Annotated in this window: 14 protein-coding genes; 12 read left to right on the top strand and 2 right to left on the bottom strand. The window is 42.9% G+C overall.

Annotated elements, in window-relative coordinates:
- Nucleotides 1–47: 47 nt before the first annotated feature.
- The 3 genes from amrS (at nucleotide 48) to BLV86_RS12305 (ending at nucleotide 2,717) form a co-directional block, all read left to right on the top strand.
- Nucleotides 48–908: an AmmeMemoRadiSam system radical SAM enzyme gene (gene amrS / locus BLV86_RS12315; protein ID WP_090817837.1), complete on the top strand. Its 861-nt coding sequence runs from the start codon at nucleotides 48–50 to the stop codon at nucleotides 906–908.
- A gap of 192 nt (nucleotides 909–1,100) precedes the next feature.
- Nucleotides 1,101–2,189: a hypothetical protein gene (locus tag BLV86_RS12310; RefSeq protein WP_090817833.1), complete on the top strand. Its 1,089-nt coding sequence runs from the start codon at nucleotides 1,101–1,103 to the stop codon at nucleotides 2,187–2,189.
- A gap of 15 nt (nucleotides 2,190–2,204) precedes the next feature.
- Complete coding sequence (locus tag BLV86_RS12305; RefSeq protein WP_090817830.1) at nucleotides 2,205–2,717, top strand: hypothetical protein; 513 nt, start codon at nucleotides 2,205–2,207, stop codon at nucleotides 2,715–2,717.
- 152 nt (nucleotides 2,718–2,869) lie between these two features.
- On the opposite strand, the gene BLV86_RS18790 is transcribed toward BLV86_RS12305, so the two are convergent.
- Nucleotides 2,870–3,229, bottom strand: a complete 360-nt coding sequence (locus tag BLV86_RS18790; RefSeq protein ID WP_442950765.1) for an aminomethyltransferase beta-barrel domain-containing protein — start codon at nucleotides 3,227–3,229, stop codon at nucleotides 2,870–2,872.
- Nucleotides 3,166–3,306 (bottom strand): hypothetical protein, encoded by a 141-nt coding sequence (locus tag BLV86_RS18785; protein ID WP_442950764.1) that lies wholly within the window; start codon nucleotides 3,304–3,306, stop codon nucleotides 3,166–3,168. The genes BLV86_RS18790 and BLV86_RS18785 overlap by 64 nt, the downstream gene beginning before the upstream one ends.
- A gap of 373 nt (nucleotides 3,307–3,679) precedes the next feature.
- Here BLV86_RS18785 and BLV86_RS12295 point away from each other — a divergent pair, with 373 nt between their 5' ends.
- The 9 genes from BLV86_RS12295 to BLV86_RS12255 all read left to right on the top strand — a co-directional run bounded on the left by BLV86_RS12295 (nucleotide 3,680) and on the right by BLV86_RS12255 (nucleotide 15,419).
- The gene (locus BLV86_RS12295) at nucleotides 3,680–4,657 is read left to right on the top strand and encodes a sugar ABC transporter substrate-binding protein (protein ID WP_090817823.1); all 978 of its coding nucleotides are present in this window, start codon (nucleotides 3,680–3,682) and stop codon (nucleotides 4,655–4,657) included.
- Nucleotides 4,635–5,963, top strand: coding sequence for a sensor histidine kinase (locus BLV86_RS18340; protein ID WP_090817819.1), 1,329 nt, complete (start codon nucleotides 4,635–4,637; stop codon nucleotides 5,961–5,963). The genes BLV86_RS12295 and BLV86_RS18340 overlap by 23 nt, the downstream gene beginning before the upstream one ends.
- A 4-nt stretch (nucleotides 5,964–5,967) precedes the next feature.
- Nucleotides 5,968–6,654 (top strand): response regulator transcription factor, encoded by a 687-nt coding sequence (locus BLV86_RS12285; protein WP_090817816.1) that lies wholly within the window; start codon nucleotides 5,968–5,970, stop codon nucleotides 6,652–6,654.
- A gap of 3 nt (nucleotides 6,655–6,657) precedes the next feature.
- Nucleotides 6,658–7,992 carry an ABC transporter substrate-binding protein gene (locus BLV86_RS12280; RefSeq protein ID WP_090817814.1) on the top strand — a complete coding sequence of 445 codons (1,335 nt, stop codon included), beginning with the start codon at nucleotides 6,658–6,660 and terminating at the stop codon, nucleotides 7,990–7,992.
- A gap of 209 nt (nucleotides 7,993–8,201) precedes the next feature.
- Entirely contained in the window at nucleotides 8,202–9,164 is a 963-nt protein-coding gene (locus tag BLV86_RS12275) for an ABC transporter permease (protein WP_090817811.1), read from the top strand.
- A gap of 187 nt (nucleotides 9,165–9,351) precedes the next feature.
- Nucleotides 9,352–10,434 carry a substrate-binding domain-containing protein gene (locus tag BLV86_RS12270; protein ID WP_090817808.1) on the top strand — a complete coding sequence of 361 codons (1,083 nt, stop codon included), beginning with the start codon at nucleotides 9,352–9,354 and terminating at the stop codon, nucleotides 10,432–10,434.
- Between the two features lie 110 nt (nucleotides 10,435–10,544).
- A complete protein-coding gene (locus BLV86_RS12265) occupies nucleotides 10,545–12,020 on the top strand; it encodes a sugar ABC transporter ATP-binding protein (protein ID WP_031547864.1) in 1,476 nt (491 codons plus the stop codon).
- 189 nt (nucleotides 12,021–12,209) lie between these two features.
- Nucleotides 12,210–13,016 (top strand): Cof-type HAD-IIB family hydrolase, encoded by an 807-nt coding sequence (locus tag BLV86_RS12260; RefSeq protein ID WP_090817805.1) that lies wholly within the window; start codon nucleotides 12,210–12,212, stop codon nucleotides 13,014–13,016.
- Between the two features lie 354 nt (nucleotides 13,017–13,370).
- On the top strand, nucleotides 13,371–15,419 hold the full coding sequence (locus BLV86_RS12255) for a clostripain-related cysteine peptidase (RefSeq protein ID WP_090817803.1): 2,049 nt from the start codon (nucleotides 13,371–13,373) through the stop codon (nucleotides 15,417–15,419).
- The last annotated feature ends 56 nt before the right edge of the window (nucleotides 15,420–15,475 follow it).

Here is a 15,475-nt window from a genome sequence, read left to right as displayed (position 1 = left end):
TCCCGGTGGTTTCCCGGTAGATTATAAAAGGTTTTGGGAGAACAGTTATGGCAGAATGTAATGTATGTTTCAGACATTGTCATATCGATGAAGGGAAATATGGGTTTTGCAAAGTGCGAACCTGCCGGGACGGAAGCATTGTTCCGGACAATTATGGGAAGGTAACATCCATAGCTCTGGACCCCATAGAGAAAAAACCTCTTAACAGATTTTTTCCGGGAAGCATGATAGTATCCGTGGGAAGCTATGGCTGTAATCTGAGATGTCCTTTCTGCCAGAATTATGGTATTTCATGGGCTGAGGAAGTTGAAAAGTGGCCTGAAAAGGCTAAATACATTTCTCCGGAGGAGCTGTGCCGTATAGCTGTGGCAGAGAAACCTTATGGCAATATTGGTGTAGCCTTTACCTACAATGAGCCACTCATTTCCTATGAGTACGTTCTAGACACAGCAAAGCTGCTGAGAGAACATGATTTGAAAACAGTTCTTGTTACAAATGGCATGGCTGATGCTTCTGCTGTGGGTGATCTTTTCGGATATGTTGATGCAATGAACATCGATCTCAAGGGCTTCACGGATCATTACTATGAGGATCTCCTGAAAGGAAACCGCCGGATGGTTATGGATTTCATCAAGGAAGCGGTGAAGCATTGCCATGTGGAAGTGACGACTCTCATCATCCCCGGTGAAAATGATACCGATGATGAGATATTTGAACTTAGCCGATGGATACGCGAGCTTACAGATAATGAAGGAAATCAGATTGGCGAAAACATTCCCCTTCACCTGTCCAGATTCTTTCCAAAGTTCCATATGACTGACAGAGACGCCACAGATGTGGCTAATGTTTATCACCTGAAAACTGTGGCAGAAAAGAATCTGAAGTATGTGTATACGGGGAATTGCTAGTTGTAAAAAAAGAACCCAATGACACTTGATAATAGAGTGCCATCGGGTTTTATTTTTGTAATCTGAAATTAGTAAAGTATTGAGCCAAAAGTAAAATTTTGCTATCATAGTAATGAAAAGTAAAAAAACAACGCTTTTAGTAATGAAACGTAAAATTATCTGATATATAGTAAAAAACATGGAGGAAAAGTAATGACACCCAAAATTGATCCGTTTACCAGAACTCCGGGGCTGGCAGGCAAAGCATATATAGATACAGGTATTGCTGATACTGTAATTGCAAATTTTAAAAGTGATGAATCTGAAAAACATGTTTATAAGATCACAGGCCTTCGTGGGTCCGGCAAATCAGTTGAATATGGAAGGATTATGAAGGCGTTAAAGGAAGAGAAAAACTGGCTTGTATATAACCTTTCCTCTGCCGGAAATACAATTGCTACATTTCATGATCTACTTGCAAGCGAAAAAGGTTTAGGTATAAATAACAAGACAATTGAAAAAAGTTTCAGTGCATCTCTCGGAGGAAGTTTTCATGGTGCGTCAGGAGAAGGGAGCGTAAAGGTCACAAATACAAAAAGCATTGAAAAGTTTCATAAATCCGAAGAAGCTGCAATAATAAAAATGATAGAGACAGCCAACAAAAAGAAGTACAGGATACTTGTTGGGATAGATGATATTTCCAAAACAGAAGAAACAGTCAAGCTTCTTTCAATAATAGGGTCAATGATAGTTGTGGGAGCAGAACTCTATCTTGTTGTGACAGGACTTTCGGAGAACATTGAAGAATTTTCAACTGAGAAAAACCTTACCTTTTTTAAAAGAGCTGACGCTATTGAAGCAACTGCTCTAAACAAATACGACATAGTGAACAGATATCAGGACTTACTTAATATAGACTCATTTGAAGCCAAAAAGATTGAACAAACAACACGGGGTTATGCTTATGCGTATCAGGTTCTTGGTTCACTATATTTTTGCAAAAAGGAAAATGAGACTCTTGAAGATCTAATGCCGGCCTTTGAGAACATAATGTTTAAAGATTCATATGATATGATATGGCAGAAGCTGACAGAAGGCGAAAAGGAAATGGTCAGATGCATCTGTAAAACAAAAGATGGGAAAACAGAGGACATAAAGTCTTTGATGAAAAATCCGGCATCATATAATGTATTCAGAAATAATCTCATAAATAAGCATCTGGTGGATGGAAGTAAAAGAGGATATTTGAAAATAAATCTCCCCAGATTTGACAGTTTCGTTGAACTTTGGGGTGATGATTAAAGGGAGGAAATAATTATGAGAAAAATTATGTTAACTATATCCGCTGTTTTGCTGCTGAGCTTTCTGACGGCCTGTGACATGGCATCCGGTATCAGCACGGTGGAAAATAGCGTCAGCACGACGGAAAATAGTATCAACTCAGCGGAAAATAAACAGGAGGACGGAGGCGGCATCGAAGGACAGGACTGGCGGACATGGGGAACTATAGACGGCTATGGAAACCTCAGTCTGGACGGGCAGGATATTGACGTCTGCGCCTGTGTCTTCGGTGACAGAGTTGAGTTGTACTATGATGAGCCTAAACAGAATTTATTTTTGCAGGTAGACTATCCCGAAAAGCTAACCGATGAGCAATATGAAAAAGCTACGGTGGAGTTTGATGATTATAACGATGACGGGAACACGGATGTGCGCATTATCGTAGGTGAGGAAGATTCACCTGATATGTGGTGGACCTTTGTCTGGGACAAGGACGACTTCGTATACATGGCGGCTCTGGCATACCCGCCAACAGAAGTTGAGCATTAACAAAAAACGGAAGAGAGAGGTCTTAGCGAGACCCACGCTCTTCCGTTTTTTTGAATAGAAACCTGAAGAAGTAGTCATTACTTTTTGCGGATGCGAACAGGAAGACAGGGTTGTCAGTAAAGGTTTGAAATGATAATGATGATATGTTTTTGTCAGCAGATTACTCCTCCCCCAATCACGCAGTCGTTTTCGTCATAGAACACAGCTGCCTGCCCCGGAGCAGCAGCCCGCACGGGAGAGTCAAAATGTACCTTTATGTGTTCATCATCTATCCGTTCAAGGCACGCCCCCTGTCCGGGATGATGATACCGGATTTTAACATTGCAATGAAGCTTCCCTGTAAGCTCAGGTATACTCATAAGGTTAATGTTTCCGCATATTATCTCATCACTGAAAAGCGAATCTTCACTCCCGATAACAACCTCGTTCCTGTCGGCTCTTATAGTCTTTACATAAGCGGGATATCCCAGCGCGATACCAAGACCTTTTCTCTGGCCGACAGTATAGTGGATGATGCCTTTATGAACTTCCAGAACATTTCCTGCTTCAGCAGATATGCCGCAACTGCACTGTCCACTCCTCCGGACATGCCTACAATAACCTTAGCCATATACAATCCTTTCTGACTCCGGATCAGAATCATTTCCTCCGGAACGACGAATGTTGTGTAGCACATTATCCCATGGGTTTTGGCCAATGTAAAATGTTTTTACGAAAACAACAGGGTATCCGCCGGGGACGGTTCTCGCGGTTGAGAACCGTCCCCGGTGGATTTCTTTTGAAATCATTGGGTGATTCATTGTGTTAAAAGATTGACGGAGCAGAGGATTCAAGTTACTATTACCCCAATTGAATGTAACAGTTCAGTCGGTGGGCCAGGGGGGACGGGGTTGGTGGTCCATTTTAGGAAAATGGACCACCAACCCCGTCCCCCTGGTTCACCGACTGAATAAGGTGGGGATATGAAAAAAACAAAATATAGACAATTGTATTATACAATTTTGACGGTAGTGTACCTTGTGCTTTTTTCAGTCGGTATTCTGATAATGCTCAGGTCCATAGACATTTCCAAGAATCAGAAGGAAGGCTCCAGACTGATCGGTGCAAGCTATATGAGCATGAGCAATGAATTCTTCAGGATAATCCATGAGCAGGTAAGAGTAAGGGTTGAGGCAGAGGGTGACAGAGTGATCCTGCGGGATCCGGGAATGGATGTTCAGCGGCAGAAGGAGCAGATAAGGGAAATGATGAAAATGGGCATCGATGCTCTGATCCTGACGCCGGTTGACCCTGACGGACTGGTGGATGTCCTTATAGAAGCCAGGGCAAAAGGCATCAATGTGATCGTAGTAGATTCAAATGTAAGTACTGAAAATCTGGTTAACTGTACTATTGTTTCCGACAACTATAATGCCGGATGCCTGGATGGGGAATACATGCTGAAAACACAAAAAGAAGGAAAGATTGTGGTTATGGCCCACAACAGTGCAGTTTCGGGAAGACAGCGTGTAGCCGGATTCCTAAACACCGTTTCTAAAAATCCTGCATACACCCTGGAGTGTCAGATTGACTGCAATGGCCAATATGAAAAGGCTCTTTCCGAGATGAGGGATTATCTCGATAAGGAACGCGAATTCGATACGGTATTCTGCCTGAATGATCCGGCCGCGGAAGGTGTTGTGGCTGCCCTGAAGGAGAAGGGACTTGCAGGAGATGTTAATGTATACGGAGTTGACGCTTCTCCTGATGCGAAGGCTTTGATAGCAGCAGGAACGATGAAGGCTTCTGTTGTTCAGTTTCCCACCAAAATAGGCGAAACAGCGGCAGAGGTTTTATATGATCTGATTGCCGGAAACAAAATAGAAACAAAAATCACAGTACCTGTAGACATTGTGACACAGGATAACATTAATCAATATGAAAAAGACAGATGGCAATAATGCAAAAATAATAAAAGATTACCGGTTGCCGGATTTGCTGATAAATCTGATGATGCATCTGAATTTCTGGATGCTGCTTTTTATTATGTTTATCATGTCCCATGCATTGTGGGGGTATATACATGAAGGCTCGGCACTGTCATTCCTCATGAACTCAAAGCTCATTCCCGACCGCCCCTTTGAACCGATTCTGTCAGCCGGACTGCTCTATGCTTCTTTACTTTTGCTGCTTACAACCGAAACAGATCAGGGGATACAGTTTTTATTTAAACTTTTGACGGAGACATTTATAGTTATCATACTCTCCAGGATTATGAGCTTTAGCTACATGGGAATGTTTCTCATGATCATCGCAAATCTCATAAGAAGACCTACCGGCAAATGGAACCGTAACATAACCTTTGTACTTGTTGGCATATGTTATTTTCTGCTGGAAAGTCAGATTTTGTCTATCTGGATTCCGGTGACCTCACTTTCTGATTATCTGAGCTATTACAGAAGTGATTATGCGAAGATTATTCAGGGAATAATCAATGTTGGAAAACTTCTCAATGTATTCCTGTTCATGTGCTATATGTTTTTCATGGTCAGAATCCAGATGAGTGAAAATGAACGTATTTTGTCTCTCAATGAGCAGCTGAGGGAGGCAAATGTCAAGCTCGAAGAGTATTCGGAAAAGTCAGCCCTGATGGCACAGACCAGTGAGAGAAACCGCCTGGCCAGAGAGATTCACGATACCATAGGGCATTCTCTGACAGGAATCGTAACAGGAATAGAAGCCTGTATCATGCTGTTTGATACCAATGGGGAACTGGTAAAGGAGCAGCTCAAAGCTATTTCGGAAGTGGCTCACAGAGGTATGGAGGATGCACGAAGATCCGTAAGAGCCCTGAAGCCGGATGGTCTGGAAAATATGTCCCTTGACCTTGCGATCGAGCAGATGATAGATGAAATGCGTCGATCCACGGGAATTCATTTTCACTATGACTGCTCTGTGAAGCTAAGAGATAATTTCGGAGATGATGAAGCGGAGGCGATATACCGAACGGTTCAGGAGGGCATCACCAATTCTGTAAGGCACGGAAAGCCTCAGGATATCTGGGTTACGATCAGCAAAGCAGATGGAAAGCTAAACATTATCATCAGGGATAACGGCGCAGGTTGTCCTGACTTTGAAAAGGGTTTTGGTCTCAGCCATATGGAGGAGCGTCTGGAGATGCTTGGCGGAAAAATAATATGCGATGGAAACAACGGATTTTTGCTTCAGGCGGAGATACCGATTCGCTGGGGAACGGAGGTAGATTAGACCGATGATCAAAATATTGATTGCCGATGATCAGGAGCTGATGCGTCAGAGCCTTAAAATGATACTTAGTGGTGTAGAAGACTTTGAGGTTACGGATGCTGTATCCAACGGCACGGATGTTATCAGAAGTGTGAGAGAAAACAAGCCGGATGTGATCCTTATGGACGTGCGGATGCCCAAAATGGACGGAGTGGTGTGCACCAAGATAATCAAGGAAAATACACCCGATATCAAGATAATCATACTTACCACCTTTGATGATGATGAGTATGTTTTCAATGCCATAAAAAACGGTGCCAGCGGGTATCTGCTGAAGGGAGTTTCCTTTGAGAAGCTCATAGAAGCGATCCGAAAAGTATACAGCGGGACAGCCATAATAAATGACGACATAACCAATAAGGTGCTCAAGCTCTTTTCGGAAATGGCAAAATCAAAGGATTCTGTTGAAGTGCCGGAACAGAGCCTGGAGGAGATAAAGGATAGCGAATGGGCAATCATCGAAGGAATAGTTGAAGGTCTTTCCAATAAGGAAATCGCCACAAAGCTCAATTTCTCCGAAGGAACCATAAGAAATAATCTGAGTAATATATTAAACAAACTTGGTCTCAAGAACAGGACGCAGCTCGCGATCTGGGCAGTACAGTCCGATGCGATCAATCGGATGAACAGCAGAAATAAAGAACGGAACTAAAAGATGAGTATGTGGGATAACAGAAAAACCAGATATTGGCTTTCTCTTTTTCTTCTGATCTTTGTTATTTTGCTGAGGACTGACTGGTGGAGAACACTTCCTTTTCATCATAAAAATGTTTTGACGGTGGGCGTATTTTCTGACAGCTATTGGAATCAGCAAAACGGAAATCAGCACAAGTTTATCGACAGTATGATCAGAAAGTATGAAGAGCAGAATTCCAATATCAGGGTTGTTTATGAGAAGGGAATCCTGAAAGAAGATTATTCCGAGTGGCTGGCAGAACAGATCATACAGGGAACAGCACCGGATGTTTTCATAGTACTTCCGGATGATTCCAATATGCTCTCCGATATAGGAGCCTTGAAAAATCTGGACAGTATAATAGAAAGAGACACAGCCTTTGATCCCGGGAAATATTATGAGGCAGCATATGCAGGAGGAGAATCAGATGGCATAAGGTATTCACTTCCTGTTGAGTGTGCTCCCGACCTTATGTTTGTAAATCGCACAATACTGGAGAATGAGGGTATTGATCTTCCGGATTCAGACTGGACCTGGGACGATTTCTACGATATCTGCAAAAAAGTCACAAAAGACACTGACGGCAACGGAACCATCGATCAGGCAGGTGTAGTTGATTATTCGTGGGAGGAAGCCTTTGCCTCCAATAATGTGACACTCTTTGACAAAGAACGAATGGAGAGTAATTTTACGGATGAGAAAGTATATAATGCGCTTATGTTCCTTGATCAGCTGGATGTTCTGAATCGAGGTACCGGAAGCGCGGATATTTCTTTTGAACGTGGCAATGTTGCCTTTCAGCCAATGAACTTTTCAAGCTACAGAACATATTTGAGCAATCCGGTTCATGCAAGCCGTTATGCGGATTTTGACTGGGATTATCTCACCATGCCGGCAGGACCGGACGGTGACAATGCGTCTCTTCTTGAGCTCATCTCAGTTGCCATGTATTCGGGAACGCCTATGGAAGACGAAGCCTGGGAATTTATGAAAATGCTTACCTGTGATGAAGAAGTTCAGGCTGAGATATTTAAATTTTCGGAAGGGATATCTGTTTGCAGGGATGTGACAGAGGCTGAACTCATAAAAGAAAATGAGATAAGACTGGGAGGTATTGCTTCCCCCAACATCGAAGCCCTGGAATATACTATGCAGAAGGCTTTTTTCACTCAGCGTTTCTCCGGCTTTAATGAAGCTGTAAGTGCAGTTGATGCTGCTGTTAATGAAATCCTGAAAAGTGATGCCAATATCCGTATGGAGCAGGTGATTCAGGCAAGAAACATTAACAATTTCCTGAAAACCATCAATAACTGAAAATGACAAATGGTAAAGGTCCACCGACTGAACTGTTATGACGAATGTAATTTTTCAAGTGACATTTGTCATCATAATAAGTGATATTTGTTTTGTATTGTAATGACGTTTGGTACTTATACCGGCGTCATTTTTTTTATATCCTAAAACCGTCAAATATACAGAACGTGACAGAGAAAAAGATTTACTGTACTAAGGAGAGAAATGATATGAGCTTCGCAAAAAAAGAGAATTCATCAAAAAAATGGATTTCTGAGATGGGGACGTTGTGGGCACTTATTGTATTGTGTATTGTTGGAGCACTTGTAAGTCCGAGCTTTTTAAAGGGAGCAAACATTATAAATGTCATGAGACAGATTTCCATAAACGGAATCATTGCTCTCGGAATGACTTTTGTATGTCTGACAGGAGGCGTTGATCTTTCGGTAGGATCTCAGGTTGCGGTATACGGAATCATGATCGCGCAGATGCTTAAGAACAATGTGAATCCTTTGATCGCAATACCGGTTACACTGGTAGTTGCCATACTGATCGGATTTCTGAACGGTCTCGGTATCTCAAAAGGAAAGCTTGCTCCGTTCATCATGACACTTGGATCCATGACAGCGCTGAGAGGATTGGCAAAATACATTTCCAACGGTTCACCTCAGAACTGGAGAGCCACAGGAATCGACATCAAGTTTATCGGTCAGGGATATGTCGGATTCATTCCGGTACCTGTGATCATTTTCGTGGTAATGTTCCTCATAGGATTTTATATCCTTCGTTATACCTGGTTTGGAAGGAGTGTCTACGCCATCGGTGATAACCGTGAGGCGGCTCGACTTAACGGTATAAATGTTGAAAAGACACAGCTTATATGCTTCATCATTACAGCATTTGTATGCTTCATGTCAGCACTGGTTCTTACCTCTAAGCTTTCTTCCTGCGACCCGACTGCAGGTGAAGGCTACGAGTTGGATGCACTTTCAATGTGCTATATCGGTGGAATATCTACCATGGGTGGTGTCGGTAAGATATCAGGAACTCTTATAGGTGCATGTTTGCTTACGGTTTTGTCAAACATTATGAACCTGGTTGGTATCAATTCTTACATGCAGAACATAGTTCAGGGTCTGATAGTTATTTTCGCCGTACTGCTCGGTGGAATTTCTGCAAGAAAGAAAAAGTAAACAGAGAAAAAAGTATTTCAGGACTATTTGTGCCGCTGACAGAACGACAGCGGTATGGAGATTAACAGGATTTTGCTTTCGGGATGAGGATGGGACATTTCAGAACCGGACCCGATGTGAAATAAACCCGACGAATCAATTCGTCAAAAATCTTAATGTATCTTTTTTACAGGATAAGGAGGAAGTAATGAAAAAGAGAGTATTGTCAGCATTATTAACCGGAGTTATGGTAGCGTCTTTATACGGTTGTGGATCAGCACCTGCTCCCGCACCGGCTGAGACTAAGGCTGAGACAACTGCAGCAAAGGAAACTGCAGCTGAGACAAAGAAAGAGGAAGCCAAGGAAGCTGCAACAGAAGCAGCATCAACAGAAGCAGCATCAACAGGTGAACCAAGCGGAGACGAAGAGTTTACAATCGGTTATGCACAGAGAGCTACCGATGCTGCATATACAATCGCAATCAAGGAAAGAAACCAGGACTATGCAAAGGATCATTATCCTAACCTTAAGTGGGTTGAGACAGATGCACAGGGCGATGTTGCAACACAGGCTGCCAACATTGAGGATCTTATTTCCAGAGGTGTTGATCTCATCATGGTATCCCCTCTTACATCAGACGGTTTGACAGATGCTGTTAAAGAGGCAATGGATGCAGGTATCCCGGTTGTAACTATGGACCGTGAAGTAGATACACCTGTTACCGTAAAGGTTGTAGCCGACAACAAGGAAATGGGCGTTATGGCTGCAGACAAGCTTGCTGAGATGATGGGCGGCAAGGGCAATATCATCGAAGTATGCGGAACTACAGGTTCATCAGCTGCTATCGATCGTCAGGCAGGCTTTGAAGAGACATTAGCATCAAAGTATCCTGATATGAAGATCGTAGATTCACAGGATTGTGATTTCAATTCCGCTAAGGCTGCATCATATATGGAAGACATGCTTCAGAAGTATGGTGAAGGCGAAATCCAGGCAATTTACTGCCACAACGATCCGATGGCAGAAGCTGTTGCTGAGACTGTAGTTGCTGCAGGACGTGATGGTGAAGGCATCCTTATCACAGGTATGGACGGTGAAGAGGCTGCATTCCAGATGGTAGAGAACGGACAGATGGCATTCACAATCATCTATCCTACAATGTCTCCGGAAGCTATGATCGCTGCATATAATGTTCTTACAAACCAGCCACAGGATGAAGTTGTAAACTGCATACCTACTCTTGTAGGAAAAGATAACGTTGCTGAGCACCTCGGAACAGGTCTTCAGTAATTAAAGCAGCAGCACATTGCACACTGATGTGTGTCAATGTGCTGTCGATTACAGGCAGGTGCCAGATACTATTGATACCTGGCTCATAAAATGTGAAGGAAGAGAACGCCATGTTAAAAATGAATCATATTTCAAAATCTTTCCCGGGTGTCAAGGCACTGGATGATCTCTCAATCGAACTCTGTGACGGAGATATATTAGGGTTAGTTGGAGAAAATGGTGCCGGAAAATCCACGCTGATGAAGATACTGTCAGGAGCCTATACTCTTGATGAGGGAGAGATTATCATTGACGGTGAAAAGATAGAGCATCCGACTCCTGCTCTTATGATCGAAAAGGGAGTGGCTGTTATATATCAGGAACTCATGCTCCTGCCTCATTTTACCGTGGCGGAAAATATCTATCAGAACAGATATCCCACAGATAAATTCGGAAAAATAGACTTTGCGAAGATGAAGACAGATGCCAAGGAGGTTCTTGACCGTGTGAATCTTCCCGTTGATCCGGGTGAGCAGGTAGGAAACTTAAGCGTAGCTAAAAGACAGATGGTTGAGATCGCGAAAGCCCTGTCCAAGAATGCCAAGATAATAGTTCTTGATGAGCCTACTGCGGTTCTTGCGGATGAGGAACTGAAAACACTTTTTGAACTGGTAAAGTCACTTTCAAAGCAGGGAATATCATTTGTCTACATCTCTCACCGCTTAAAGGAAATCTTCGAACTCTGCAACAAGATCACCATCATGAAGGATGGTAAGCTTGTTGAGAACGGTATAACGAAGGATTACGATACCGATAAGCTTGTTGAAAAGATGGTAGGTCGTGAGATGGGCGATATCTATCCTCCAAGAAATGTGAAAATCGGAGATGTGGTCCTTAAGGTTGAAGGTCTCAGCAGGAAGGGTGTGCTGGATAATGTTTCCCTGGAACTTCATAAGGGAGAGGTTCTCGGTCTTGCGGGACTTGCCGGTGCGGGCAGAACGGAGACCCTGAGAGCAATTATCGGTGCGGACAAGATTGATGGCGGCAAGATAACACTTTTTGGCAAGGAGTGTAAATTTGACAACATTAAACAGGCACTGGAGGCAGGATTCGGAATCGTTCCTGAGGAAAGAAAAGTTGAAGGGCTTCAGCTCAATAACAGTCTGGTTTTTAATATATCTCTTCCGGCATTGCCGCTTTACAGTAATAAGTTCGGAAAGATCATCAGAAAGCTGGAAAGAGCTGCCGCTGATAAGTATATAGAGCTTTTCAACATCAGAACTCCGGGAAGAGATGCCAATGTAAAAAATCTCTCCGGTGGAAACCAGCAAAAGGTGGTTCTCGGTAAGTGGATCGCTGCAGACTGCAAGATACTTCTTGTAGATGAGCCTACGAGAGGCGTTGATGTAGGATCCAAGCGTGAAATCTATACCATTCTTAATTCACTTTTGGAACAGGGACTTTCCATCATTATGGTCAGCTCGGAGCTTCCCGAACTGATAGGAACCTGCGACAGAATCTGCGTTATGAATGAGGGCAGAATCACAGGTGAGCTGCAAAAGGACGAGTTCTCTGAAGAGACAATAATGAGATACGCTACTATGTGAAAGACACAGGGCTATGGGAGCGATGGTATAATTGTTCCCGTAGCTCTGTTTTTATGGAGTCCATTAGATCGAAACCTGCAGGTAAGAGATAAACGACGAAAGCGGGATTTTACGGAGTCGGTTAGATCTGTATCTATGTATCAGATGAAAATGACTTAAACCAGCACTAACAGAAAATGAGGATAATATATGGAAAAAAACAAATACAGGGTTATTTTTACAGATATAGACGGAACGCTTCTTAACTCTGATCACAGAATATCAGAGAAGACGGTTACTGCACTTAAAATCTGGACGGACTCAGGAAGGGAGCTGGTTCTTGCATCCTCAAGAGGGATATCAGGCATAGAACCCATCATTCGAAGATACAATCTCAGCTGCTCGGTAATTGCTTTGGGAGGTTCCGTTATCAGAGACAAAAATGGCAGCATTATATATGAAGCGGGTATGAATATAAAAATTGTGAAAGCGATACTTGAACAGGTACGAATTGCAAAACTCCCTGCAGCATGGAGTGCATATTCTGTTGCAAAATGGATTGCAAATAGCAAGGATGATCCGGGTATAATAAATGAAGCGGCAATAGTTGAAGCATCTCCTACAGGTTATGATCTTTCATTGTTTTCGGATAACGAAAAGATAGGAAAGGTGCTGCTGTTTTGCAAGCCCGGTACCATAGATATGGTCGAAGAAAGTCTGAAAGGTAGTTTCCCTGAACTTTCCATTGCAAAGTCATCTGACATCCTGCTGGAAATAAATCCGAAGGGAATAACCAAGGCAAGTGCAGTGCATGAGTACTGCAGGATAAAGGGAATTGCACTGGAAAACACAATTGCTTTCGGAGATAACTATAACGATCTTCATATGCTGGAAACAGTCGGAAGACCGGTCATCATGGGAAATGCCCCCGCAGATCTGCGTAGCAGATTTAACATGATTACTTTGGATAATGACCATGATGGGATTGCGACGGCATTGGAAAAAATAATGTGTTGAAGAAACCATGGGGTACGGTATAGAGGTAGCCCCGGCCTGTCAGATATAACAGAGGTTTAAAATTGAAAAATATTGAATTAATGGATAAAGCCGGTTTTCGAGTTAGAGAACCGGCTTTGTTATATCGGATTGGATGTGAAGCGTGATGCTATAATAAATTTTACAAACGCAAAACAAAATCCACCAAAATTATAATGCTGAAAAAATATTTGTTTTAGTTTAAAGTAATGTAAAGGTTTCAGAACGTGATCGTGAAAATATGTACGAAAATACATTTCGTTAAACACCTTTTGGCCGGCGCCAAAAACCGTAGGTATATTAAACACCGGATTTTAAAGAGTAGGAGCTTTCATTATGATCAGGAAAATCGGGAAATCGGGACTTGTATTGTTTGCCGTTTCCATGCTTATATTTTCAGGCTGTAACAAGTCCGCAGAATCCGTTTCCTCTTCCGCAGAAACCGGTCAGACGGAAGATATGTCAAGAGGTCTTAAGGGAAAGAAGAGCTCTGAAGAAAGCTCCGGTGATAAGAAGCTGAAATTGTCAGATCGGGAGATAGAGGTATATGACGGGCACCTGGATACAGTTGTTCTCATCTACATGGTGGGCTCAAATCTGGAATCACAGAATCATTTGGCAACAAAGGATATTCATGAGATTCAGGCAGCCCTGGGAGATGCGGGAGCTGATGATTCCGGTGTAAAAATCCTGGTAGAGACAGGGGGATGTAAACAGTGGAGCGATGACTTTAACATAGCTTCAGACAAGCTCCAGCGTTTCGAAATAGGTGCTGATGATCTGATTCCGAAGGACGAGCTGGAACTCGCCAATATGTCAAAGCCGGAGACATTGGCCGACTTTATGTACTGGGGTGTCAATGCTTATCCTGCAGATCATTATGACATCATTTTGTGGAATCATGGCGGCGGATCGATGCTTGGTTTCGGAGCAGATGAACAGTTTTCAGGTTACATGATGAGACTTCAGCAGATGCAGAAAGCCTTTGAAGCGGTAGGCCGGCATTTTGATTTTGTCGGTTTTGATGCCTGCCTCATGGGGACTGTGGAAACCGCATATATGCTGTCTCCTTATGCAGATTATCTTATAGCATCAGAGGAAATGGAGCCGGGAAACGGATGGTATTACACGGACTGGGTCAAAATGCTGCTTAAGGATCCCGGGCTTTCTCCGGAGAAGTTTGGCAAACAGATAGTTGATGATTTTGCATCTTCCAATGAAGAAAGCGGTGACAACTACACACTTTCCCTGCTGGATCTGAGCAAATTCGGAAAGGTGTACGATGCACTTATAGATTTTTCAAAAAATTCGGAAACAGCAGTGGAAAACCGGGAGTACAGCCGGATAGCAAAAGCAAGAAGTGATGCCAGAGGTTTTGGCGACGGCAATTATGAGCAGGTGGATATCATAGATTTTCTGGAAAAGACTGAGCTTTCGGGTAAGGAGGAACTGAAGAAAGCAGTTTCTGATGCGGTTATCTATCAGAAGTCCAATATAAAGGGCGCAAATGGATTGGCCATGTACTTTCCGGATAAAAACCTTGAGAAGTTCGATCAGATGATCACGGTTTTCGATGCATTGAATTATGATCCGGCGTACAAAGAAAGTCTTTCCAGCTTCTGTACTATCATGGCACAGGCAGATGATGAAACAAAAGAAGGAAACGGCTATACCAAAAAGGATTGGTACCGTAATGATATTGCAAGGCTCTATGAAGAGGAGACAGATACCAAAATACCGGAATTAATTCCCTACAGGGAAGTTGACGGAAACTATGTGATAGATATTACCCATGAACAGTTGGATACCATGACGTTTTGCGGACTTGAGGTGTGGCTGGATACCGGCGAAGGTTATATGGAAATGGGAATTGACATATGGAAAGAAAACACAGGCGACGGCAACATTATCGCAAGCTATGACAATTCCTGGGTAACACTTAATGATGTTTTCGTTCCGTATTATATGCAGGATTTGGGAATGAGGACAGACGGAAGTGCTTATGACTATGGATATATTCCTGCCATTCTCAATGATGATGACTACATTTGGATCCGCGTGGAATTTGTTCAGCCGGAAGAGGGAGATGGTTGGGCAACGGTTCAGGGATACTGGATAGTGGAAGAAATGGACGAAGAAGGAGGGGACGGAATACGAAATCTCAAACAGCTTAAAGCAGGAGATACGCTGGATTACGTATCATTCTTTCACAGTTACGATGGTGAAAAAACCCCATGTATGATGGGAGAAAGGGTCACTGTTCCTGAGGAAGGGTTAACTGTCGGGTATATGCTCATGGAGGACCCTTCAACCGTTATTCACTTTATTTTGGAAGATGTTTATAAGAACACCTACTATACAGACTGGATACGTGTAGAGCCCTGAGAATATATTGTATCTAATTCAGGTGTTGTTTAGGCAGAAAGGTAATGGAAGACATT

This window comes from Oribacterium sp. KHPX15 (assembly GCF_900107835.1).
GTDB lineage: Bacteria > Bacillota > Clostridia > Lachnospirales > Lachnospiraceae > Oribacterium.
Note: the sequence above shows the minus strand (reverse complement) of the source record. Positions and strands in the feature narration are given on the sequence as shown.